Here is a 24,962-nt window from a genome sequence, read left to right as displayed (position 1 = left end):
GAATATTTTGATAATAAAGCAGAAGTTAGGAAAAATAAAAGATGATGTCAATAGTTATTTGTTATGATGAACGAACATATTGTTGTATTTGTATGTAATTATATTTTTATGTTAATATTATCTTTGTAAGAGATAAAACTTTTGTTTTGCATATAAATTAGCATGTTTAAATTTTTACCCGATGTTTTTAATGTTGTTTTAAATTAAACTGTATTTGTTATTAGGTTAACTGTAAATAATATTGCATTTGTTTATTATTTAGAATTGCAAGATGGTTTGGAGTTAAATGATTATTTTATTTTTGCATTGCTTCCCACCTCATAATTATTATTGCTATTTTCGGAATAAATAAAGATTAAAATATGTCCGAACTTTCCATATATCGAGCTTCTGCAGGGTCAGGAAAGACCTATACGCTTACCAAAGAGTATCTAAATCTAGTTTTTGAAGATCCTTTAAATTATAAAAGTATTCTTGCTGTTACTTTCACCAACAAGGCTACAGATGAGATGAAGTCTCGAATTGTAAAAGAAATTTATCTTTTGTCACAATCTGATGATTCGCCTTATGCCATAGAATTAAAAGAAAAACACAATCTGAATTCTGTTGAATTGGTTTCCAGAGCAAAAGAAATTTTAAACAGACTTCTTCATGATTATTCCCGGTTTTCTGTCACTACTATTGATAGTTTTTTCCAGAAAGTGGTTCGTTCCTTTACCCGCGAAATTGGATTACAAATGGGTTATAATATTGAACTGGACCAACGAAGGGTATTGAATGAGGCTGCTGATTTACTTTTTACTGATGTAGATAAGGATGGACAATTAAGATCATGGCTTACCGATTTTGCAGAATCGAAAATCAGAGAAGGAAAAAACTGGAATTTTAAACAGGAAATTTTAGACGTTGGGAATGAAGTTTTCAAAGAAGATTTTAAAAATTTCTCTGATAAATTAATTGACAAACTTTCGGATAAAAATTTCCTAAGTTCCTATCGTAAAATCTTAAAGGAGATAAAAGATGATTTTGAAGGGTTTTTCAACAAAATTGGAGACGAAACAAGGAAGGTTTTGGCTCAACATGCTTTGGATATTACTGAGTTTGCTTACGGGAAATCTGGTGTGGCAGGTTATTTGTCGGGTTTGGGAGCCGGAGGGAAAATGGAGCCGGGAATCAGAGCCAGGTCGGCTGTCGATACTCCAGAAAAATGGACAACAGGGAAAGCAAGTTCTTCAACGAAACAAGCTGTTGGAGAGGCTTGTAATGCTGGTTTGAATGATTTGTTGAAAAAGGCTGTTAATCATTACGATGAGCAGTCGATGTTGTATAAATCAACGGATAAAACCTTGAGTTATATTTATACTTTGGGCATATTAACAGACTTGTCAAAAAAAATACAGGAGTTTTCCGAAAGCGAAAACATATTTCTTCTGTCGGATGCGAGTCGTTTGCTCCGAAGCATTATTGGAGATAATGACACGCCTTTTATATATGAGAAAATTGGGAATGTTTACAAGCATTTCATGATTGATGAGTTTCAGGATACATCGTCGATGCAGTGGGAAAGTTTCAGACCATTGGTGACAAATTCTTTGGCCGAAGGGAATCACTCTCTGGTTGTTGGAGATGTAAAACAATCCATTTACAGATGGCGGAATGGTGACTGGAAAATCTTATCGGAACAATTGGATCAGGATTTTGAGGGTTTTGGTGTGAATGGCATGACTCTGAATTACAACTGGCGAAGCTCTAAAAATGTGATCAATTATAATAATTCAGTGTTTGCGCTTGGAGCGCAGATTTTGCAGAATGAATACAATGCCTCTATTCCTGCTGACATTTCGGAAGGATTAGCAGAGGAGCAGGAGAAAATTACAGGAGCTTATCAGGACGTTTATCAGCACTTTCCGGAAAGTAAAGAGAAATTTCCTGGATACGTAAAAGCCCATTTTATTGAAAAAGAGACTGATTCAGATTGGGTTGAGAAGGTGCTGGAAGATTTGCCGTTAAGAATTGAGCATTTTCAGGAAATGGGTTATCAGGCAAGAGACATTTCCATATTGGTTCGAAATGGAAAAGAAGGAGGCCTGATTGCTGATACTTTAATGGCGTATCGCGCAAGCGAAAATGCAAAAGAAGGAGTCAATTACGATGTGATCTCAAACGATTCACTCTATTTGAAGAACTCTTCAGTTATTAGTTTTCTAAGTCATTTACTGACTTACTTTGTATATCCTGATAATAAAATAAATCTTGGCTTTTTAAAGCAGGAATATCAGGTTTACATTCAAAATCAGCAACAGGAAGATAAGGATAAATTGTACACAGTTTCTAAAGATGAAAATACATTTGAATCTGTTTTCCCCGATGAATTTACGGCCAATATTCCTGCTTTAAAAAGGCAGGCTTTGTATGATTTGGTTGAGAAATTAATTCATATTTTTAAATTGAATGAGCGTGCTCAGGATTTCCCTTTTTTAGAGGCTTTTCAGGATTTGGTTTTGGGATTTACAAAGACAGATGCTCCGGATTTGAATTCTTTTGTGGATTATTGGGCTGAACGAAAAGACAAGGAAGTGATTTCGGTTTCAGATCAACAGGATGCAATTCGAATCATGACGATTCACAAGTCGAAAGGTTTGGAGTTTAAGGTGGTGATTTTACCATTTTGCAATTGGGATCTGGACAATGCACGGCACACAAACATACTTTGGTGTCAGCCTAAAGTAGAAGGTTTTAATGTTTTGGATGTACTTCCTGTTCGATATAGCAGCAGTTTGAAGGAAACCATCTATTATCAGGAATATTTCACTGAAAAGTTGCAGTCATATATTGATAATCTGAATCTTTTGTATGTTGCCCAAACCAGAGCCGAAGAGGTTTTTATCAGTTATTCACCACTTTCGGCCAAGAGAGATTTGAAAAATATTTCGGACTTACTTTTGTTCATCTTCGAAAACTCAGACAACTATTCTTCTGATTTTAATGGAAATAAAATTGTGTCTTTAGCTCAGAATTGGAACAAGGAAGGTAAATATTTCGAATTGGGTGAATTGAAAGTCAGAGTTTCCGAAGGGCCTCAAAAAACAAAAGAGAAGAGGAGCGAGTATCCTGCTTCTTTGCTCGATGACCGGTTAAAGTTACGGGCGCATTCGGCAGATTATTTTGATTTCTCGGAAGCAGAATCGGTTGAGACCTTTTCACCGGTAAGCAGAGGAAATATTCTGCATCAGCTGTTTCAACTGATAGAATACAAAGAGGATGTTAACAAAGCGGTGAGTCAATTGCAATTTGAAGGGAAACTGGATCAGATTCAAGCTCAGGAAGTTTCACTTTTTGCTAAAGAATTATTAAATGGCCCAATTGTGTCTGAATGGTTTTCGAAAGATTGGACGGTGGTTAATGAGAGAGATATTCTTTTGGGCAAAGGGGAGGTGCAGCGACCAGACAGAGTTATTTACAGAGGAAAAGAGGCAGTTGTTATCGATTTTAAGTTTGGTAAGAAAAAAGAAAATAGCCACAAAAAACAGGTTTTGGCTTATAAAAAATTGATTCAACAACTTGGATTCGAAAAGGTGAAAGCATTTGTTCTCTATGGAAAACTATCTGAAATAGAGGAAGTATAATTATTATTGCTTCCAAATTGAAATCCTGTTACCTTGCACAGTCAAAAAAAATATCGATGAAAAATATTGTATTACTGATAAGCGTTTTACTCCTACTTAATTCCTGTGATTTACTGACGGGGAGATCGAAAGAACAAGCAGATAGTAAGATGATTGAAACAAAGGACACTGTTAAGTCAAACGTGAAAAATGGAATCAAAAAGTATTATTTTGGGACTGGGGAATTGAAATCCTTCGTAGAGTACAAAGACAATAAAAAAGTTGGTGTCAGTAAAACCTTTTATAAAACGGGTGAAAAACAGTATGACATTCCCTATGTAGATGGGATGAAACACGGCGCTGTTTTATGGTATTATAAGGATGGAAAAGTTTATCGGGAAACCAATTACGAGAAAGGAAAAAAGAATGGATTTCAGAAGAAATTCTGGGAAAACGGGAAATTGAAATCTGAACTTTTATACAAAAATGATATGCTTTGTGTGGGCTTGAAAGAGTATGCCAAGACAGGGAAGGAGAAGTCGGAACCTTACATTAAAGTGGAGAAAATTAATCTTTTAAAAACAAAGGAGGAATATGTTCTTAAATTCCGGTTGAGCAATGGGCGGAATAAAGTACAATTTTATCAGGGTAAATTAATCGATGGGAAATTTTTGCCAATTGGTACCCGAGGTCTTGTTGAATTGAAAACCACTGCAGGAGTAGGCGAATTAAGAATTCCTATTTCTAAAGGTTTTAATATTGAAAAGAACATTTCTATTGTGGCAGTGGAAAAAACCACGTATCAAAATGATCGGCTTTTAAGTATTATAGTTCCTGTTTCCATTCGAAATCCTAACTAAAGATTAATTTTGTTATTGATATAAAGCTCCTTTAGGGGCTTTTTTTGTTGAAATAAACACTGATTTTCCTCATAAGATAATGTTTGTAATTTGGTATATTTAAGGTGATATATCACACTAATACCAATTTAATTTCAAAACAGACTTTAATTAAAATGAATTAATTTTTAGCTGTATCTAGGAAAAAAAGTAAAGCACAGCCATGTTACGATGCATCTTTTTTAACGAAGATATAGCTGAAAAGAAACATTTTATAAGGCATGTTTTGATGTTAATTTGGTATAAACTTACAAAACAGAAACTTATGACCAGGAGAACTATTGTTGCTATGCCCGGTGATGGAATAGGCAAAGTTGTACTTAACGAAACCATTAGGATCTTAAATTCTGCGGGATTTGAAGCAGACTACGTAGAAGGTGATATCGGCTGGGAATTTTGGTGTAAGGAAGGGAATCCTCTTCCTAAGCGGACGGTTGAACTGCTCAAAAAGCATAAAATAGGATTGTTTGGTGCCATAACGTCCAAACCAAAGGATGATGCAGCGAATGAATTGGCTCCGGCTTTGCAAAATAAAGGATTGGTGTACTCAAGTCCAATTGTAGGTTTGCGTCAGTACTTCAACCTCGATATCTGCATTCGTCCCTGCAAAACCTATAAAGGAAATCCGTTAAATTTTATCCGCAGAGGCAAAGGAGGGGCCATTGAAGAACCAATAGTTGATGTCGTAATTTTCAGACAGAACACAGAGGGTTTGTACGGCGGGGTAGAATGGTCAAATCCCGATAATATTGTTTATGCAGCACTAACTTCACATCCTAAATTTGTGAAGAATTTTGGCAGTGTGCCAAGGGAAGATTTATCCATTTCCACAAGAATTTTCACGAGAACCGGTACCACCAGAATTTTAATGGCAGCTTTCGAGTACGCCAAAAAGAATGGATATAAATCGGTTACGCTTTGCGAAAAGCCAAATGTTATTCGCGAGACTTCAGGAATGATGTTTAAGCTGGCACAGGAAATTCAGAAGAAAAAATTCCCTGAAATTGAACTTTGGAACACAAACATTGATGCTCAAATGATGTGGTTGACCAAAAATCCTGAAAATTACGGAGTGATTGTCGCGGGGAATATGTTTGGAGATATTGTGTCTGATGGATTTGCAGGACTTATTGGAGGTTTGGGATTTGCGTGCAGTGCACAAATGTCTGATGAAGGAATTGCTGTATTCGAGCCAACTCATGGTTCTGCTCCCAAATATGCCGGTTACTCGGTTTCCATAGTAAATCCTATTGCGATGGTAGAATCAGCTTGTATGATGTTGGAGTACCTGGAAGAAAAGGAAACAGCTGCAAGAATTAGAAAAGCGGTTGCTGAAGTAATTGAAGAAGGAAAGGTACAAACCTATGATATGATGAAGATGACAGGCAGTGCAGATGTGCTTGCTAATGGTGCTGCATCCACTCATCAAATGGCAGATGTAATTATCGAAAAGTTAAAAACGAAATATTCCAACAATCCTGATTATGAATATGAGAAAAATAGTTAAGGAATTGTGGCCCGAACTCAATTGGATTGAAGATGAGGTGCTAAGAGAAAAAACGACTAAAGTATGGGAGATTGCTTTGGAAAGAAGTGTACTGTCCGCTGAAGATCTGGAACGAATTCCTTTCACGCTTTTATGTGGACCTGATCTTAAAGTGAGTTTTATGGATCACAAGCAATGCGTAGTTCATATAGCAAAAGAAAGCGGCGAAAAAATGAATTCCTTTTTTAAAGACGAGTTGCCTGTGGATATGGATGTTTTACTTTCCGGAGCCATACTTTGCGACGTAGGTAAGTTGTTGGAATATGTTTTGGATGAGGAAGGTAATGCAGTTCAGGGCACATATGGAAAATACATCCGTCATCCGTTTTCAGGGGTTTCATTGGCTGAGGAGTGTGGTATTCCACCCGAGGTTTGCCACATTATTGCAACCCATGCAGGAGAAGGAAATATGGTGAAAAGAAGCACCGAAGCTTACATTGTTCACCATGCCGACTTCATGACTTTTTTGCCTTTTAAAGAAAGATTAAAAGTGTAATGCCAATTTAATTTCAAAATAGACTTTAATTAAAATGAATTAATTTTTAGCTGTATCGAGGCAAAAAAGTAAAGCACAGCCAAGTTACGATGCATCTTTTTTAACGAAAATATAGCTGAAAAGAAACATTTTATAAGGCATGTTTTGATGTTAATTTGGTATAATTGTCTAAGAAATAAAATCATACAAATAAACTCCGGCCAACTAATTTGCCGGAGTTATTTTTTTAATATAGCTCCAACACTGCTTACAAAATCAGGTATTTGATCTTTCGAAGCCCATTGCAGTTCGTGTTGAAACAGATCGGTCATTATTTTGCTTACGTTAAAACCAAAGGCAACCAAATTGTAACGCATTTTTTCCGGGATATGACATTCCTTTCCCAAAGCAAGCCCGCAGGTAGAGCAAAGCTCACAACTATTTGCAGCAATCATTTTTCCATTCGCCGGCTCAATTTTTCGAAGATAGGTTTGCAGTTCTTCTTTAATGAAATTGTAAGAGTACAGGGCTTTGTCATCATTTTTTTCAAATTGATGAGGCGAGGTGTAAAATAAGTAAAGAGATACAATAGAATAATCTTTGGAATAATTTTCAAAAGTTGGACAGTTTGGTGGGCAAGTCCATTTTTGAGAATGATTTGGACAGCCGTTTTTGCAATAAATATTAAATTCTTTCGGATTTAGATAGGAAAGAATTTCGCTTGTTTTGAGGTCAAGTTGCTTGTAATGAATTGTGATTGTGTTGTTGTGAAATTGTTTCTCAAAGGTGCCTGTTTGGTAATTATCCATATTTGATTTGTTTTAAGCCTTACAAATTTAATGGTTTTGATAACTTTTAGTCGGGTGGCTTGAAGGTTTATGAACAAAAAATTGAACAGTTTAATAATTCAGGTGTGCAAAGGATTGAAAAATGAGCTTTCAGCTTACAGTATTTTTGTATCTTCGTACCTTAAACTCAATCCAAAAACCTTATTTATGCTCTCATTTAATGCGATCGTTGTATTAATCGTGTTGGTTTTTATTCTAATATCATTCTATAAAGAATGGGTTGGGCCTGCTTTTACTTTCCTGATTGGAGTTGTTGTTCTTGGGATTTTTGGGATTCTTACTCCTTCAGAGATACTTGGTGGATTTGCTAATGATCAGGTTTTTGTCATTTTAATGCTCTTGTTGATTGGAGACATTATCAGGGATCTGGGTATTGTTGAAACCCTATTTGATAAGGTATTTCAAAAAGCCACTACTTATCGGCAATTCATGGCACGAATGATATTTCTGGTGGGAGCTTTTTCAGCTTTTTTAAATAATACACCTCTTGTTGCCGTTATGATGCCATATGTGCATAATTGGAGCAAGCGCAATAATATTTCTCCATCGAAATTATTAATTCCATTATCATACGCAGCTATATTAGGAGGATGTATAACTCTAATTGGTACATCCACAAACTTGATTGTCAATGGTATGGTTATCGATCAGAAAATTATACCTGCATTGGGTTCTCTTGATATGTTTAGTTTTGCATATGTCGGAATTCCAATGATGCTTATTGGGTCGATTTACCTTTTATTGGTAAGTAAGAAATGGTTGCCGGAAAAAGAGGATGTGTTGGGCGAATTTTCTGAAAATTCACGAAAGTATATTGTTGAAGCGCATGTCAAATCCAATTCTGGTTTAATTGGAAAATCAATTGAAGAGGCTGATTTAAGAAATTTGAAAGGTCTTTACCTTTTTCAGATCAACCGGGGTGATGTAAGAATTGCGGCAGTTTCGCATGAATACAGACTGGAAGAAGGCGATCGTTTATTGTTCGCTGGCGATACCGAAACCATTGCCGATTTGGTGCTTCCCAATTCAGGATTAACGCTTCCTACGGTTGGGATGCTGACTCATAAAAAGCATATAGAGGTGGTTGAAATTGTAATTTCTCATAACTCAACTTTGATATCCAAAACAGTTAAAGAGGCTAATTTTAGAGGTCATTTTGATGCTGCAGTTATTGGTATTCATCGAAATGGAGGTCGGGTAAGTGGTAAAATCGGAGAAGTAAAACTTCGTGCCGGTGATGTATTATTGCTTTTAGGAGGAGACGATTTTGTTGATCGTTCTCATTTGGTTCAGGATTTCTATTTTATATCGAAAGTAAAAGAATTCAGAAAGCAGGAAGCTTATAAAATATGGTTGTTGCTTGGAGGAACTGTGTTGGCTGTTGTCTTGTCAGCACTAAAAATTGTGCCTTTGTTCATGACTTTAATTGTGATGATTATTGTTATTCTGGCTTTAAAAATTTCTAATCCTAAAGATATTGCATCGAGAGTTGATTTTAATCTGGCTTTAATTATTTCTCTTGCCTTGGCATTTGGCACAGCCATGATAAAATCCGGATTGGCGGAGATCATTGCGGACCTGTTAATTTCAGTCTTTATTCCGTTAGGAAGAGTCGGAGTTTTATTTGGAATTTATTTAATTACATCGGTACTTGCTGCCTATATAACCAATAAGGCTGCTGTTGCTATTGTATTTCCTATATCGCTTACAATAGCTTTAAGTCTTCATTTAAATCCGGAACCTTTTGTATTGGTTGTAGCATTTGCTGCAGCCGCAAATTTTATGACTCCAATTGGTTATCAAACCAACTTAATGGTATACGGACCAGGAGGATATACCTTTAAAGATTTCTTCAAAATAGGATTTCCTCTGACCATTATTTATATGCTGGTTACTGTATTGATACTGTCATACATCTATTTTTATTAATTGATAATTCCACAATCCTTAGGGATTGTTAAGCATAAAAACCTATGAATTTTAGTAAAAGAAAAGAACTTCTTTTTGCGGCGATAACTACATCGTTAAAAGCCGGAAAAGAGATATTGGAAGTTTATAATTCCAAAGATTTTGAGATTCAAATTAAATCGGACAATAGTCCGTTAACAATTGCTGATCAAAGGGCGCATCAGGCTATTGTGTCGATATTGGATGAGCTGGGTTTACCTGTTTTAAGTGAGGAGGGAGAGCATTTGGGTTTCGAAATTAGAAAAAACTGGGAATATTGTTGGATCGTTGATCCGCTCGATGGCACGAAAGAATTCATAAAAAGGAACGATGAATTTACTGTGAACATTGCTTTAATTGAAAATGGAACATCAATTGCGGGTGTTATTTATGTACCTGTTTATAAGCAATTGTATTTTTCCGATAAGGAATTGGGAGCATTTAGAATGGATGATATTGTGGATTGGTCTGGTGATTTAGATTCATTAGTCGTGCACTCCATAGCGCTGCCTCTTTCTCAGGATCGAAAGTCTATTCGGGTGGTGGGATCTCGTTCTCACATGAATCAGGAAACGAAAGATTTTATTTCGAAGCTGCAAGAGGAACATGATAATGTTGAGTTAATATCAAAGGGAAGCTCTTTAAAACTGTGTATGATTGCAGAAGGAGAGGCTGATGTTTACCCTCGGTATGCTCCTACAATGGAATGGGATATTGCTGCGGGACATGCAATCGTATCGGCTTCAGGAGGAAAGGTTTTGCATTTAAACTCCGATGATGAGATCTCATACAACAAGGAAGACCTTTTAAATTCTTGGTTCATCTGTAAAAGAGAATACTAAACAAACAATACATACAAACACAACGAATTTAGAAATGAAAAAATCAATACTTGCCATATTGTTTTGTCTGTTTATTGGCAGCTTATTGGCACAAACAAATAAAATTCCATTAAGTCATGCCGATTATGATCATTGGAAAAACCTTAAAAATCAACAGATATCTGCTAACGGAGAATGGATCACTTATGAAGTAAATCCTCAGAAAGGAGATGGATATCTTTACCTGTATCAGGTAAGTACGGGGAAGTTGGATTCTGTAGCCAGAGGATATCAGGCGATATTTTCGCCGGAAAGTGAAATTTTAAGTTTCAATATTAAAGCTCAGTTTGATACCATTCGACAAGCGAAGGTGAAGAAGATTGAAAAGAAGGATTTGCCAAAAGATTCGTTGGGGATATGGAATTTGAAGGAGAATAGCATTTTGCATTTTGCGGAATTGGAATCATTCAAAATACCTGAAGAGAAGGGTGAATGGATGGCCTTTTTATTGAAAATGCCTAAGGAAAAAAAGGATTCTTTGGCTAACGATTCAATTGAAAAACCTGAAACGAAAACTAAAATTGAAAAAGGAGAGCTCGTAATCTTAAATTTCCTGTCGGGAAAAGAGTATCGATACAAAGATGTTTCCGATTATGCCTTATCTGAAAATGGAAATGCTGTTTCTTTTGTTCAGGTTGAAGGGGATAGTATTCAAACCTCGAAGGTGAATTGGTTTACTGCTAATAAGGAGCAGGTTAAAATTGTATTTGAACAAGAAGGAATTGCAAAGAAAACATCTTTAGCACCTAATGGTGATCAGCTTTCTTTTATTTTTTCTGCTGATACACTCAAGAATAAAACTTTTGCTTTATACTATCAAAATATAAAACTTAATGAGCTAAAGGTTTTGGTGGATACCTTAAGTAAGGATATTCAGAAAGATTGGACGGTAAGTGAGAATGGAGAAATATATTTCTCGAAAAATGGAGAGAAATTGTTTTTTGGAGTAGCTCCCAGACCGATTAATGAACCAAAAGACACTTTGCTTGACGAGGAAAAATATCATGTTGATGTATGGAACTGGAAAGATCCTTTGTTGCAGCCTCAACAGAAAGTACAAGCCGAAAAAGAGAAGAAAAGAACTTGGTTAGCTGTATATAATCCATTGGAAAATAAAGTTTTGCAATTGGGAAATGAAAATTTACCTGAGGTGAAACTGTATGATGATGGAAATTCAAAATTAGCACTCGGATCTTCGTCATTGCCTTACCAGCAATTGACTTCGTGGGATGATTGGTATTCCGATTACTATGTAATAGACACAAAAACGGGAAAGAAAGACATGGTGCTGGAAAAGAAAAATTCACGCGTGAATATTTCCCCTGCTCAGAAGTTCTTGATCTGGTTCGAGACTCAGGATAGTATTTGGTATTCGTATCAAATTGAGAATCGCAAAACGGTGGCATTAACAAGGAAGATAAAAGCTAATTTTTACGATGAAACTCATGATACTCCGAGTGATCCCAGTCCGTATGGAGTAGTGGGATGGACAAAAGGAGATGAGGAGGTAATTATTAGTGATAGATATGATTTTTGGAAGTTGGATCCGACAGGAGTGAAAAGTTCTGAAAATATTACCAATAGCTTTGGTCGTAGAAATAAGATTCGCTTTGATTACGTGAAATTGAATGAAGAGGAACTATTTATTGATTTGAAAAAGCCGGTTCTTTTGAGTGCATTTCATGAGTTCACAAAAAAATCGGGTTTTTACCGCTTACAGCAAGATGAAGAACCCGAAGAATTGGTTTTTGAGGATGCAGGTTTCAATAGTCCTCTGAAAGCAAAAAAAGCAAACCAATTGATATGGAAACGATCTACTTTTAAAGATTATCCAAATTTGTGGACTGGTAACATGAGGTTTACAAACCCAAAACAAGTATCGGATGCGAATCCACAGCAGAAAAATTACCTGTGGGGAGATGTTGAGTTGGTGAAATGGACTTCGGGTGATGGCGAAGAATTGCAAGGTTTATTGTACAAGCCTGAAAATTTCGATCCAAATAAAAAATATCCAATGTTGGTTTATTTTTACGAGAGAAGTTCCGATGCATTGCATCGTCATCATGTACCGCAACCCAATTGGTCAATTATCAACCCTAGCTATTGTGTAAGTAATGATTACCTGATTTTCATGCCTGATATTACCTATCATAAAATCGGCTATCCTGGCGAATGTGCATATAGTGCTGTTGTAACGGGAACTCTGAGCATGATGGATCGTTATTCTTTTATCGACAAGGAAAACATTGGCTTACAAGGGCAAAGCTGGGGCGGATATCAAATTGCTTATTTGGTAACAAGAACAAATTTATTCAAATGTGCAATGGCCGGGGCTCCCGTATCAAATATGACATCGGCTTATGGTGGAATTCGTTGGGGAACAGGTATGAGCAGAATGTTTCAGTACGAGCACACACAAAGTCGTATTGGAGGAACTCTTTGGAACAGCACATTGCAATACATTGAGAACTCGCCGATATTTTATGCACCAAAAATTGAAACTCCCTTACTAATGATGCACAATGATCATGATGGTGCAGTGCCTTGGTATCAGGGAATAGAATTGTTTGTAGCAATGCGCCGTTTGCAAAAACCTTGTTGGTTGTTATCTTATAACGATGAAGATCATAATCTAAAAAAGCGACCAAACAGAGTGGATTTATCCATCAGAACCATGCAGTTTTTTGATTTCTACTTAAAAGGAAAACCAGCTCCAGAATGGATGGTTGATGGGATTCCGGCTGTTGAAAAAGGAATTACAGATGGTTACGATTTAAAGAAATAGATTTATTAAAATAGTTATAATGCGTTCTGAAAAGGACGCATTTTTTGTATTCTGATATTTCTATCAATTGAAACATGGAAAAACGCCTCGATTCCGGATGGAAAAGAGGCGTTCGAATTAGTGTTTGTAGGTGTGTTGTTGTGTGTTTGTTGTTGTTTTACTTCGGCTGTTAACCTATATTTTTAAGATCAACTATTTACAAAAAAAACTGATGTTTGCATTCGTACTATTTGCTAGCAAAGTAAAGATGTTTCCATATTATTTCATATATTTCTTAAATAATTAAGTAATAATTATTGAGAATGTAAGTTTTAGACCTTTTTTTTACTAAAGGTGATTGTGCAAACGTTGTAAAAGGAGTAATTTTTTCTGATATGGAGAATTTAGATCAAACGGATAAAACAATTCTGAGAATACTTCAGAATGATTCAAAGAAGACAGCCAAGGAAATTGCGGCGATGCTAAATATTACGGTATCACCTGTTTACGAGAGAATTAGGAGGTTGGAGAATCAAGGCTTCATTAAAAAATATGTGGCTATTCTTGATAAAATGAGAATAGGAAAGGCAGTTACAGTAATGTGTCAGGTTTCCATGCGATATCATAATGAGGCTTTTATTGATGAATTCGAAGAACAAATTCAGGATTTACAAGAAGTTCAGGAATGTTATCATGCGGTTGGTCAGGTCGATTTTATTCTTAAAATTCATGTCGGAAGTCTGGAGGAATATCATGAATTTTTACGTTATAAACTTTCTAAAATTAAAAACATAGGAGTACTGAATAGTATATTTTTGATTAAGGAAATCAAACAAACATCTGAGTATTATATATAATAGGTACTGTTGGGCTAAAGAATTTATACTTATTTCTAATAAATTCCTGATGTTGTTTTAGTAACTTGTGATAAGCTAATTCGGTTTTATTAGGTAATATCTTAATTTATGACTGATAACAATCAACATATGTCCCATGATGCATTCGAAAGAATACTTTCCGAATATAAGGAAAGAATTGCTGAGTTGGAAAAGCAGGTTGGTAAATTGAAAAAGGAAAGAGATCATTACTCTAAAAGCCTTAAAAAAACAGATGCTGTTAATAGGGCTGACCTTCTTTATAATACTACAAATCAAGGAATAATAATTCGAAATAAGGAAGGGAAAATAATTTATACCAACCCTTCTGCATCAAGAATTTTAGGTGTTGAAAAGGAATTTTTACTCAATATTGAAAGTTTTGAACCAAGAATTAAGAACATCCTTGCAGATGGTTCTTTAATGACCGCGGAAACACATCCTGCAAAAATTGCCTTGATGACGGGTAAAGAGGTGACTAATTCAATACTTGGTGTATATAATCCTCAAAAGCAGGTGTACATCTGGATTAGTATTACTGCAACACCTTTAATGAATAAGGAGACTGGATTCAGTGAAGAAGTCTTTACCATATTTGAAGACATCACCGAAAGGTTAGCTGCAGAGAAACGTTTGAAAGAAAGCGAGGCAAAAGCAAAAGCCTTGCTGGAAACAATTCCTGATTTAATTTTAAGAATATCAAGGGATGGAAAGGTGATAGATCTCCATGGTGAGGAGAAAGGTTTATTCCGAAATGAAGAATCAATTGTTGGTTTGGATATCCGAAAAGTATTTGAGGAGAATTTGACTAATGAGTTTATGCATTCTTTGGAGGCTGCTTTAGATACCGGAAAGGTACAGGTTTTTGATTATCGGCTTAGAATTGAAGAAAGAGGCGTTTGTTATTTTGAGTTCAGAATCAGCAGCAGTGGAGATAGAGAAATTACCGCAATTGTAAGGAATATTACAGAGCAAAAAAAAATGCAGCGTAAATCCATCGAGGCCACCAGAAGGTTATCTACTTTAATGGGTAATCTTACGGGTATGGTTTATAGATGTTTGGCAGATGAGTTTTGGACCATGTTATACGTTAGTCAGGGAGGCTTAAACTTAACTGGTTATGCGCCCGAAGAACTTAATTATAATTCACATGTTGCCTACAATGATATAATACATCCTGAAGATCGGGATTTTGTTGCACAAGTTGTAAATGAAGCAAGCTCAAAAAATAAAAGATTTACAATTGAGTATAGAATCATTAGTAAAGGCGGGATACTTAAATGGGTGTTTGAGCAGGGAATTGCAATAAAGGATAAAAATAATAAACCTTTATTTATTGAAGGCTATATTGCTGATATTACGGATAGAAAGATTGCTGAGCAGAATTTAATACAAAGTGAAAACAAGTTTAGAATACTCTTTAATTCTTTAAACGATGCTGTTTTTGTTCATCCATGGCATGAATCTAAATTTCAAAAATTTGTTGAGGTTAATGACGCCGCTATTAAGCGTTATGGTTATTCCCGGGAGGAGTTTTATCAGCTTACTCCTGAAAATTTAAGCGTAAAAGGCGAAAAGTTAGACAAGGGGATGAATACCATAAGAGAGACTTTGGGAAAAAAAGGAAAAGTCTCTTTTGAAACGAATCATCTAACCAAATCGGGTGAAATTATTCCAGTTGTGATTAATTCTAATTTAATTGATTTAGATGGGACCAGATTCGTTCAATCTATTGTTCGGGATGTTGGTTATCGGAAGATATCAGAGGCCCGGTTAAAACATAAAACGGAAATAGAAAAATTGCTGATTGATATTTCTGCCGATTTTATTGGTTCATCTTTAAGTGATGTAGATCAGTTAATTGACCGTGCATTAAAGAACATAGGTGAATTTACGAATACAGATAGAAGTTATGTGTTTTTGTTTGAGGAAAATAGAATTACATTGAGTAATACTAATGAATGGTGTCGGGATGGTGTTGTTTCCAAGAAAGAGATTTCTCAGAATTTGGCTGTTGAAAATTTCGATTGGTGGATTGAGAAGTTTAATCAACGGGAACACCTTTATCTTCCTTTATCTAAACTTTCATTAAAATCGATTCAGAAAAAGATTGGTAATTTTCATTCCGATCTTAAATCATTATTAGTTCTTCCAATATTATCCCATGAGTCCTTATTAGGTTTTGTGGGCTTCGATTCCGTTTTTCATGATAAAGAATGGGATTCGGAAGACATCAATTTACTCTATACCTTCGCTGATGTGCTGGCTGGTGTAATCAGCCGGAAAAAATTTGAGCAGAAACTCATATTTGCAAAAGAAAAGGCTGAGGAAAGTGACCAATTAAAATCTACATTTTTGGCATCTATGTCTCATGAATTAAGAACCCCTTTAAATGCTATCATAGGATTTAGTGGATTGGTAAACTCTAAGTCTTCTATTGATAAAATAGTAAAACGCAATGAGATCATAAAATCAAGTGGACAACATTTGTTGAAAATAATCGAATCGATATTTGATGTATCGCTTCTTCAGGCGAAAGAAGCTAAAGTTAAAAAAGAGGATTTTTCTCTGTCTGAGTTGTTCTTAACATTACAGCAATATGTAAAGTCAGAGATAAATAAGAGCAATAAGTTTAATTTAACAACGCGGTTAAAATGCATTCCCGATGATGATAGTCTGTATTTGTATTCGGATAAAACGAAATTGATACAATTGATAACTAATCTTTTGAATAACGCAATAAAGTATACACAATCAGGAATAATTACATATGGATATCAGATTGAAGGATCGGATATTACCTTTTATGTGTCAGATACTGGAATTGGTATTTTACCGGAGCACACAAAAATTATTTTTGATATATTCAGACAGATTGAGGAAACTGCTGTGGGCATGCAGTCAGGTGTAGGTTTAGGATTGGCAATTTGCAAGGAGATTTCGAACTTGTTGGATGGAGAATTATGGCTTACCTCAGAAAAGGATAAGGGAACAACTTTTTATTTTAGATTAAGAAATGCGGTTCATTCACAAATTGGAAAAATTACAAGCTTCGAAACCGGACTTGTACCACCTTTATTGAAAAATGAAACGATTCTTATTGTTGAAGATATTGAAATTAATTATCATCTGTTAGATGAAATTTTAACACCCACTTCTGCCAAAGTGATCTGGGCAAAAAATGGAATGGAGGCTGTAAAAATTATAGAAGATAAAACAGATGTTGATTTAATATTGATGGACGTTAAAATGCCTGTCATGGATGGGTATAGGGCATCAAAGCGGATATTAAAGATGAACCCAAATATTCCGATAATTGCTCAAACTGCATATGCTTTGAAAGAAGATAGAGAGAAGATGATCAAGAAAGGTTTTAAAGGATACATATCAAAACCAATCGATAAAGATGTCCTATATAAGCTTTTGTATGAGTTTCTTCAGCCCGGGATGATGTCGGAGAAGAAAAAATAAAGAGCAGACTTTTAAAGCCTGCTCTTTTTAGATTATACAGTCCGCTATTTAGCTGCAATGCATTGAGTGTCAATATTTAGTTTTGGCTCGAAAAGATTTGCTATTTTTTCCCATCGTACCATTTTAAAGTTCTGGGCAATTGATTTTTCATCCTTTTTATTAAACCCATCCTGAACAACAAACATCCCTGCCGGGAATTTTTCTCCGAGATTTAGATTAATGGCCTCAACACCGTCTGTTTCTTCTGCACCATCAATCACCCCGTCACCAATTCTAAAACTTCCTAAATAGTTGTGAGGTGCTTTTCTTTCAAATACAGCATAAGAATAGTTTCCCTGACTGGAGGCAATTAAGTATCCGGATCCATTCGATTGTTTGTAAATGCACAAACCTTCGATATCCTCATAAATGTTTTCATTTTTATCTACCGTACTCTGGGAAAGAAGCTCAAATCCTTTTGTACTGTTTGGATCTATTAATATTTTCCAAATTCCTTTGGCTTCCTCTCCTATAAAAAGTATACCAGCCTCGTCGTCGGAAACCATTCCTTCTGTTTTACTGGCAAGTTTTAGTCGTCGAACCAATTTCGCGGAAATCTTTTTGCCTTCCGGCACGATTTTCCATTGTTCAATATTTCCAAAAGTGCTGTTCACAAAGGCGTAAAGTTGATCCTGATTTTTAGACAGGCAAAAACCATAAACTTCATCTTTCATTTCAACAGGAATGGCATTTTCAAATTGATGTAAACTGCCGTCTTTTTCGATGCTGTAGAAATCCAGAGTGTTTGAGCTTCGGTTCGAACAGGCTGCAATGTCAATTGAACCCTGCCCAGTTTTAATATTTTGACGGATGTCAACATTATTCATATTACCATCTGCATAGTAAAATAGTTCATTGCCATCTAAATCATATACAGCTAAACCGCCTTTTTTATCTGTACCTATAATTCTGCTTTGTTCTGGAGAGTCATGGTTTACCCATATTGCAGGATCATCAGCAGCATCTTCAGTTGCCAATCTATTTTTCAGTGCATCCGTTTCGCCGTCTGCTTCAGTAACTTTTTCAATCAGTAAAGAAGCTTTTCTCGAACCTTCGCTTGAGCGATTGCATGAACAGGCAATTAGGAGCGATGCAGTTATCCCTAGTAGAATTATTGTATTTGGTCTTTTATGCATAATAAAATTTGTTTTTGCTTAGAAATTCATTTTTAAACCAATATTCGCTTTAGCGCCGTAGTATTCAGCTTGCTTGGTGTGACTCTTGTCTCCTTGGTAGTAGCGTAAAGGTTCGTTTAAGATGTTGTTTACCGATGCGAAAATGCTGAAATTGGAATTGATGTTGTAGCCAGCGCTTACATCCATATGTGTTACTTTATCATAGTAACTGTCGTAAAAAGCAGATTCTCCCCACTCATCAATAAAATCATCAGCATATTGCAATGATACACGTACATTTAGTTTTTTACCTTCGTAAAATAAAGATAAATTAACGTTGTTTTCTGGTGTTCCTACTATCGATAAATCTTCATTTTCTCTACCCGAAATATTCACGTTTTTCATTTTTGAATGAGTGTAGGTATAGTTGGCATAAAATCCCATATCACTTAAGAAACCAGGTAGAAAATCCAATTGTCTTTGAAAAGCAAACTCAAAACCATAAAGGTCAGCATCACCAACATTAATAGGTTGGTAAAATTTGTCCCAGGTCTTCCCACTGTAGCTGAAATCTCTGTGTTCAATGGTGTTCGAAATATCACTTAACGATTTGTAAAAGAAACCACCGGAAAGTAATCCAACATTTGAGTAGTAATGCTCAGCCATTACATCAAAGTTCATTGAGTTGGTTGGATCCAGTTTAGGATTCCCTATTTCAATTTCATTATCTTCCTGTTTAATTTTGCTGTGCGGAACCAAATCGTAGTATTTCGGGCGTGAAATAGAGTTTGTCCAGGCTAGTTTTAGTTTAGTATTCTCGGATAGCGACAATTTTGCAATTACACTGGGAAGAATGTTGGTATAGTCGTTCTTTTCTTTTGCAGTAGTGCTAATCGTTGGATCGCCGTCAGCAGGGATATCCAAAATTCTACCTGAATATTTTAATTTTGTTTGTTCTGCACGAAGACCAAAAATCATTTTAAGTTTTTTTCCAAAATCCTGATCCAAACGAACATATCCGGCGTAAACATCTTCTTTTGCTTCAAAGTTACCGGCTTCCTCTTCAACATTTCGGGTTTGGTTATACTGATTATCGAAATTTAATCCTCCAAGAAATTGTTTGGATACAAAGTGTCCGGCAGCATAATCTCCGGCCATAAAATCACTTTTACTGGCATCATATTGATTATTTAAGGCATTACTTATAAAGCCGTTTTCATCATTTGGCTCAATATCATTAAAGCTGTTGTCTCTGTTTTTCTCTTTGCTTTTTAATCTGAAACCAGTTTGAAGAGAGTTCTTGTTTTTTCCGCTGAGGATAGGAAATTTGATATCAACTTTTAAATTTTTATCAATATCCTCTGTGTATTGAAATTGTTCTGTAAGTTCTTTTAAACCAAATTCGCTGCTTAAATCTGCTAATTGAGGATCGTTTACTGAAAATGCTGGTTTTTCTGTAAGAGATAAATTAGGTGTAATCGCAACTTTTTTAGCCCGTAAAGTAACGTAACGTTCATTGGGGCGATCTTCAGAAGCCTTGGAATAACTACCTTTCCAATCAATTTCGATAGCTCCAAAGTGGTGTTCTCCATTTAAAGCAAAGTTCATTGTCTGCTGATCTTCCAGTCTGCGGTTCTTGTTGGTTCCCCCTTTGGTTTGGCGACGAACTTCGCTAATCCAACTTCCATCTTCTTTTTGCTCAATGTCTTTGTATTGTAAACGAAAACGGTTCTCCCAGTCTTTTCTGTGATTGTAAATGGCTTTGAATTCGATTTTATGATTTGGGTTAAAATTGTAATCAAAAGAAGAAGAATAACTTTGGCGAATCCGCTGAACGTAATAGGTTCTAATCTGAAAATCGGATGCGTAAATGGCTCCCTTGTCATCCTTTTCCCACTCAGTTTCAATATTGTCCGATCCCAATTGATTGTCCTGGTATGAGGCAGAGAATACCATACCAAGATTTGATTGTGTTCCTGTTTTAAAACGGTTGCCATATAGAGCCGAAAGAATTAATTGAGGATCATTACTTAAAAAATTATATCCGGTTCCAACACGTGCAGAAATTTGTTGTTTAAAAGGATTCGAGCGGGTGATAAGGTTTACAGAACCACCAATTGCATCAGCTTCCATATCCGGAGTTATCACTTTGTTCACCTCAACAGTTTGAATCATATCCGAAGGAACAAGGTCAAGCTGTACCGATCGAATTCCAGCTTCGGCAGAAGGGATACGTTCGCCATTAATGGTAACTGAATTGTATTCTGAAGCAGTACCGCGAATGTGACCAAACCGGGCTTCTCCTTGATCGTACTCCACGTTAATACCTGGTATTCTTTTTAGGGCATCCCCTATATTATTATCAGGAAACTGCCCAACCTGATCCGAAGAAACTATATTGGTAATGTTTACGTTGCTTTTTTGCTGATTCAAAGCACGTGATTGTTCTTTTAGGAGTCCTTGAATCACAACTTCCTGCAATGCTACACCTTCCGAAAGACTAAAGTTTTCGGTTAGGGTAGTTGATTCTTCAAATACTATTTTTTTCTCAACACTTTCATAACCAATGTACGAAATCTTAAGAGTGTATTCTCCCGGGATGATATTGTTGATGCGATAAACTCCGTTATTGTCTGATGCAACACCTTGGTTTGTCTCTTTTAATACTAATGTTGCCCCTGGTAATGGGTAGTCTTCAGAATCGATAACACGACCGGTTATTGTTGCTGTTCTTTTTACGTTAATTGCATTGTTTTCGGCAATAGTGCTTGTGACCGAAAATAAGAATACAACAAAGAGATTTAAAGTAATAAATAATGTTTTCATTTTAAAGATTTTAATTTATTGATGAGCTTATTAGATATTTTTCCATAGATTTTTAAACACTCAAAACTAGGTTTTGATTTACGGGTAAGGATTAGCTTAGTATAATTATTTTGTAAACTTATTGTGAAATGAAAAATACATTCATTAAGAGAATGTTATCAATTTGGAGGTTTTTAACTGATCGATAGGAGCGGGAGAATTGTTGGTGTTAATTCTAATTTTGAGAATTCATTTATTTTGAACAGATTTGTTATGTTCTAATATTAATTATATCGTGAAATATTTATTCTATTCCAGTTTATTTTCATTTCTGTTTTTAGGGGCGTGTCGTTCCAACAAATCAATTAATGAACAATTGAAAGTTTCTAATGCTTTAATTGTTTATCAACCCGTTTTGGTTTCTGATTCTCTGTCGGTTAAGGTAAATGAGCAGTCGGGCTTGATGTGGTACAATAATTTGTTTTGGATAAACAATGATAGTGATTGTGAACCAATGTTATATGCCTACAATAGGGATGGAGTAATTAAAAAAGAGTTTGAAATCACTAATGCTAAAAACATTGATTGGGAAGACTTGGCTGCAGATCAGAACTACATTTATATTGGGGATTTTGGTAATAACTTTGGTAATCGTAAAGATTTGCGTGTATTAAGACTAAAAAAAGAAGATCTGGGAACTTCTGAATTTTCTAAAGCCGAAGCTGATGTGATTGGAATTGAATGGGCTGATCAAGAGGATTTTACCAGACACTTACAAAAACATGATTTCGACTGCGAAGCTTTTTTATCATATGGTGATTCTCTTTTCTTTTTCACAAAAAACTGGGCCAATTACAAAACCAGATTGTATTCGGCTACTAAAAATATTGAAGCTCAGAAATTAAAGGTAAAGGCTGAATTTAATGTAAATATGTTGGTTACTGGTGCTGATGTCAGTTCGGATGGAAAGTTGTTGGCGTTGGTAGGCTATAAAGATTATTTAAGTTATATAATCTTATTTTATGAATTTGAAGGCACTAACTTTTTTGGAGGGAAAAGTTTACGCATAGATCTAAGTCCTCTTGGTGGAGCACAAACCGAAGGTATTGTTTTTGGTGAAAACGACTCTTTGTATATCTCTACAGAGCAAACTAAATTACCCCAATCAATTTATAAAGTGGAGTACGAGCAGTGGATGAAAAACTAAAATGACCAAAGTTATTACCTTGATCATTTTATATTTTATTGTTTGTAAAACAATTATTTCATTCTAAAGTAACGGTCGCAAACAGGATAATCCACCTGGTTGTTAATATTTTGCAGATAAGAAATCACAGTTTCTGCATCTGTCATGTTTTGAACTTGACCAGATTCAGGGAAGTATTTGTCATATACTGCCGGAACGTAATCGTTTAGTCCAAGTTTTAGTATTGTGTCATCAGATAATCTTTGCCCTTGCATATTTCTTATTTCAATTTCTTGATCAACCTGTTGAATCTGAATGCCTGAATAGTAAAATCCTGATCCGCTTCCTGCCAGAAATTTTTTAATGTCAAGAACTGTCATTTCATAAATAACTGTTCCGTTGCTAAAAGGAGTAATTTCGTAAATTTCTCTTTTGGTGATATCGCCTTCGTTTAAGTTTGACCGAATTCCGCCAGTATTCTGAAAACAAACATCAACACCCATTTGAATTCGTAATGCATCCGTGTAAAAACAGCCAACCATACTAGTATTATGATCTCTTTTTGAAACCCCGATTACTTCTGTTAAATAGTCTTGATTGTTGTATCCATCAATTGTTGTTTTTAATTCAGAATCATATTCTTGATATGTGTTTAAATTAATTAGTTCGTCGGTAATTGATTCTATTTTTTTGTTGACAATGGTAACTGATATCTTTCCAAGATAATTTAGATTGCTGCCAGCCTGATAAATAGGTATCCCATTTACTTTAGTGTTAATTTTATCGTGACTATGTCCTCCAATAATTAAATCGAAATAGGGAAACTTGTTGGCTAGCTGAACATCTCCTAATATTTGGTCATTGCCATTGTATCCTAAGTGACTAAGAGCAATATATATATCTGATTCCTCCTCATTTTTAACGTTTGAATAAAGAGAAACAATGTCTTCAGGCCGGTCGAAATGAAATTGTTTAACTCTCCATGGATGAGTTGATGGGATTGTTGCATCTTTTTTTCCATTGGTTTCAATTAAACCCAGAAAAGTTATTTTGATATTTTCCTTGGTAATGGTTTTGTATTCAAATGGCTCAGGAATATCTGTAGTTCCCTTGTCTACATTTGCACAAACCCAGTAAAAATTGGACTGTTCCATTCTGTCTTTTAGAATTTCGGGCCCGTAATCAAACTCGTGATTCCCCAATACGGCAACATCAAACCCAATTTTATTCATCACATCAATCATTGGATATCCTTTTTCAGGATGATTGTCAACAGTGGGATTTCCTGAAAACAAATCACCACCGGAAACTACGATCACATTGGTTGATTCTCTCTCTTTGTCAACGATTTGTTTAATTTTTGAGAAATTATCCAATTGACCGTGCGCATCATTTATACAAAAAACGGTCAATTCCTTTGGCGTAAAGTCAGTAGGATTATCTGGCGAATTACTGTCTTTGGAACAAGATGCAAACGCGAGAATAAGCAGGTAGAGAAATAAGAATTTAATGTTTTTCATTGTGTGATTTGATCTGTAAGTATAATTGTGTGTTATTTTTTGTAAGATTAAAGAAAAATTTAAACTAATCATAATGATTTAGTCTTTAAAGAATATATTTAAAAGCATTTTTTCTAAACGAGAATCAGTTTAAATAATATTCCTATTTGATTTTGAAATCCTTAAAAAGCGTGTAATTTTGTAGCCCAGTTTACTGAACAACCAAAAATTAGGATTTTATCATTGGTTAAGAAGAACGATTTGAAAGACAAGTACAAAGAAATATTCGATAAAGGAACAGATTTACCTCTGGTTGAGGATTTCTATACCATACAAGGTGAAGGATATCATACTGGAAAGCCAGCTTATTTTATTCGCATTGGAGGATGTGATATCGGTTGCCGGTGGTGCGACAGTAAGATTTCATGGAATCCGGCAGAACATCGCCTTATTTCTGTTGAAGAAGTCGTTCGAAAAGCTGTTGAATCGCCTGCTAAAGCAGTTGTTGTTACAGGAGGAGAGCCTTCGCTGTACAACTTGGAACCGCTGTGTACTGAATTAAAAAAGCACAATATTGAAAATTTCCTGGAAACTTCCGGAGCATATGAGATAAGTGGAGAGTGGGATTGGATTTGTTTGTCGCCAAAGCGAAATAAATTGCCTGTACCATCTTCTTATGAAAAAGCAAATGAGCTGAAAGTTATCATTTTCGATTTGGAAAAAGATTTTGAATGGGCTGAGGAGTTATCAAAAAATGTAGGAGATGATTGTTTGTTGTATTTGCAGTCGGAGTGGAGTCAGTATGTTCACAATATAAAGCCAATTGTAGAATACGTAAAGAACAATCCAAAATGGAACATTTCCTTGCAGTCGCATAAGTTTATGAGAATACCGTAACGGGCAATATAGGATATTGAAAAAGCTGAATCAACAATTGATTCAGCTTTTTTAGTTTTGATAAAGAAATACAATTCGAAAAGTTAATTGAATTATTTTTTCTTGACTAC

At 35.4% G+C, this 24,962-nt stretch carries 15 protein-coding genes; 11 read left to right on the top strand and 4 right to left on the bottom strand.

From position 1 onward, the window contains the following. Nucleotides 1-362 precede the first annotated feature (362 nt). The 4 genes from GQR60_RS00285 (at nt 363) to GQR60_RS00270 (ending at nt 6,546) form a co-directional block, all read left to right on the top strand. Complete coding sequence (locus GQR60_RS00285) at nt 363-3,626, top strand: UvrD-helicase domain-containing protein (RefSeq protein ID WP_124991028.1); 3,264 nt, start codon at nt 363-365, stop codon at nt 3,624-3,626. A gap of 56 nt (nt 3,627-3,682) precedes the next feature. After that, nucleotides 3,683-4,465: a toxin-antitoxin system YwqK family antitoxin gene (locus tag GQR60_RS00280; RefSeq protein ID WP_124991027.1), complete on the top strand. Its 783-nt coding sequence runs from the start codon at nt 3,683-3,685 to the stop codon at nt 4,463-4,465. A 304-nt stretch (nt 4,466-4,769) separates the two neighbouring features. After that, nucleotides 4,770-6,011, top strand: a complete 1,242-nt coding sequence (locus GQR60_RS00275; protein WP_124991026.1) for an isocitrate/isopropylmalate dehydrogenase family protein — start codon at nt 4,770-4,772, stop codon at nt 6,009-6,011. Further along, the gene (locus GQR60_RS00270; protein WP_124991025.1) at nt 5,995-6,546 is read left to right on the top strand and encodes an HDIG domain-containing metalloprotein; all 552 of its coding nucleotides are present in this window, start codon (nt 5,995-5,997) and stop codon (nt 6,544-6,546) included. Before GQR60_RS00275 ends, GQR60_RS00270 begins: the two co-directional genes overlap by 17 nt. Nucleotides 6,547-6,764: 218 nt before the next feature. On the opposite strand, the gene GQR60_RS00265 is transcribed toward GQR60_RS00270, so the two are convergent. Next, complete coding sequence (locus GQR60_RS00265) at nt 6,765-7,334, bottom strand: DUF2284 domain-containing protein (protein ID WP_124991024.1); 570 nt, start codon at nt 7,332-7,334, stop codon at nt 6,765-6,767. A 186-nt stretch (nt 7,335-7,520) separates the two neighbouring features. Here GQR60_RS00265 and GQR60_RS00260 point away from each other — a divergent pair, with 186 nt between their 5' ends. From GQR60_RS00260 to GQR60_RS00240, 5 genes are all read left to right on the top strand, one after another. After that, nucleotides 7,521-9,302, top strand: a complete 1,782-nt coding sequence (locus GQR60_RS00260) for an SLC13 family permease (RefSeq protein ID WP_124991023.1) — start codon at nt 7,521-7,523, stop codon at nt 9,300-9,302. A 44-nt stretch (nt 9,303-9,346) separates the two neighbouring features. Next, the gene (gene cysQ / locus GQR60_RS00255; RefSeq protein ID WP_124991022.1) at nt 9,347-10,162 is read left to right on the top strand and encodes a 3'(2'),5'-bisphosphate nucleotidase CysQ; all 816 of its coding nucleotides are present in this window, start codon (nt 9,347-9,349) and stop codon (nt 10,160-10,162) included. A 34-nt stretch (nt 10,163-10,196) separates the two neighbouring features. After that, a complete protein-coding gene (locus tag GQR60_RS00250) occupies nt 10,197-12,986 on the top strand; it encodes an alpha/beta hydrolase family protein (RefSeq protein WP_124991021.1) in 2,790 nt (929 codons plus the stop codon). Nucleotides 12,987-13,360: 374 nt separating this feature from the next. Next, entirely contained in the window at nt 13,361-13,822 is a 462-nt protein-coding gene (locus GQR60_RS00245; RefSeq protein WP_124991020.1) for an Lrp/AsnC family transcriptional regulator, read from the top strand. Nucleotides 13,823-13,930: 108 nt separating this feature from the next. Then, nucleotides 13,931-17,311, top strand: a complete 3,381-nt coding sequence (locus GQR60_RS00240) for a PAS domain S-box protein (protein ID WP_124991019.1) — start codon at nt 13,931-13,933, stop codon at nt 17,309-17,311. Nucleotides 17,312-17,355: 44 nt separating this feature from the next. On the opposite strand, the gene GQR60_RS00235 is transcribed toward GQR60_RS00240, so the two are convergent. Next, entirely contained in the window at nt 17,356-18,486 is a 1,131-nt protein-coding gene (locus tag GQR60_RS00235) for a phytase (protein WP_124991018.1), read from the bottom strand. 18 nt (nt 18,487-18,504) lie between these two features. Beyond that, nucleotides 18,505-21,291, bottom strand: coding sequence for a TonB-dependent receptor (locus tag GQR60_RS00230; RefSeq protein WP_124991017.1), 2,787 nt, complete (start codon nt 21,289-21,291; stop codon nt 18,505-18,507). A 274-nt stretch (nt 21,292-21,565) separates the two neighbouring features. Between GQR60_RS00230 and GQR60_RS00225 the strand changes: the two genes are divergently transcribed. Continuing rightward, the gene (locus GQR60_RS00225) at nt 21,566-22,477 is read left to right on the top strand and encodes a hypothetical protein (RefSeq protein WP_124991016.1); all 912 of its coding nucleotides are present in this window, start codon (nt 21,566-21,568) and stop codon (nt 22,475-22,477) included. A gap of 53 nt (nt 22,478-22,530) precedes the next feature. Here GQR60_RS00225 and GQR60_RS00220 read toward each other — a convergent pair whose 3' ends face one another. After that, complete coding sequence (locus GQR60_RS00220) at nt 22,531-23,976, bottom strand: bifunctional metallophosphatase/5'-nucleotidase (RefSeq protein ID WP_160463372.1); 1,446 nt, start codon at nt 23,974-23,976, stop codon at nt 22,531-22,533. A 240-nt stretch (nt 23,977-24,216) separates the two neighbouring features. On the opposite strand from GQR60_RS00220, the gene GQR60_RS00215 reads away from it, so the two are divergent. After that, nucleotides 24,217-24,852 (top strand): 7-carboxy-7-deazaguanine synthase QueE, encoded by a 636-nt coding sequence (locus tag GQR60_RS00215; RefSeq protein ID WP_101308995.1) that lies wholly within the window; start codon nt 24,217-24,219, stop codon nt 24,850-24,852. Nucleotides 24,853-24,962 lie beyond the last annotated feature (110 nt).

Origin of the sequence: Labilibaculum euxinicum (assembly GCF_009795715.1) — a bacterium.
Classification (GTDB): Bacteria; Bacteroidota; Bacteroidia; order Bacteroidales; family Marinifilaceae; genus Labilibaculum; species Labilibaculum euxinus.
This window is presented reverse-complemented; position numbering and strand designations above follow the sequence as displayed.

Excerpts from the sequence above, each read along its gene's own strand:
- GQR60_RS00285 (WP_124991028.1), top strand. The coding sequence starts at position 363 with ATGTCCGAACTTTCCATATATCGAGCTTCTGCAGGGTCAGGAAAGACC.
- GQR60_RS00280 (WP_124991027.1), top strand. The coding sequence starts at position 3,683 with ATGAAAAATATTGTATTACTGATAAGCGTTTTACTCCTACTTAATTCC.
- GQR60_RS00275 (WP_124991026.1), top strand. The coding sequence starts at position 4,770 with ATGACCAGGAGAACTATTGTTGCTATGCCCGGTGATGGAATAGGCAAA.
- GQR60_RS00270 (WP_124991025.1), top strand. The coding sequence starts at position 5,995 with ATGAGAAAAATAGTTAAGGAATTGTGGCCCGAACTCAATTGGATTGAA.
- GQR60_RS00265 (WP_124991024.1), bottom strand. The coding sequence starts at position 7,334 with ATGGATAATTACCAAACAGGCACCTTTGAGAAACAATTTCACAACAAC.
- GQR60_RS00260 (WP_124991023.1), top strand. The coding sequence starts at position 7,521 with ATGCTCTCATTTAATGCGATCGTTGTATTAATCGTGTTGGTTTTTATT.
- cysQ (WP_124991022.1), top strand. The coding sequence starts at position 9,347 with ATGAATTTTAGTAAAAGAAAAGAACTTCTTTTTGCGGCGATAACTACA.
- GQR60_RS00250 (WP_124991021.1), top strand. The coding sequence starts at position 10,197 with ATGAAAAAATCAATACTTGCCATATTGTTTTGTCTGTTTATTGGCAGC.
- GQR60_RS00245 (WP_124991020.1), top strand. The coding sequence starts at position 13,361 with ATGGAGAATTTAGATCAAACGGATAAAACAATTCTGAGAATACTTCAG.
- GQR60_RS00240 (WP_124991019.1), top strand. The coding sequence starts at position 13,931 with ATGACTGATAACAATCAACATATGTCCCATGATGCATTCGAAAGAATA.
- GQR60_RS00235 (WP_124991018.1), bottom strand. The coding sequence starts at position 18,486 with ATGCATAAAAGACCAAATACAATAATTCTACTAGGGATAACTGCATCG.
- GQR60_RS00230 (WP_124991017.1), bottom strand. The coding sequence starts at position 21,291 with ATGAAAACATTATTTATTACTTTAAATCTCTTTGTTGTATTCTTATTT.
- GQR60_RS00220 (WP_160463372.1), bottom strand. The coding sequence starts at position 23,976 with ATGAAAAACATTAAATTCTTATTTCTCTACCTGCTTATTCTCGCGTTT.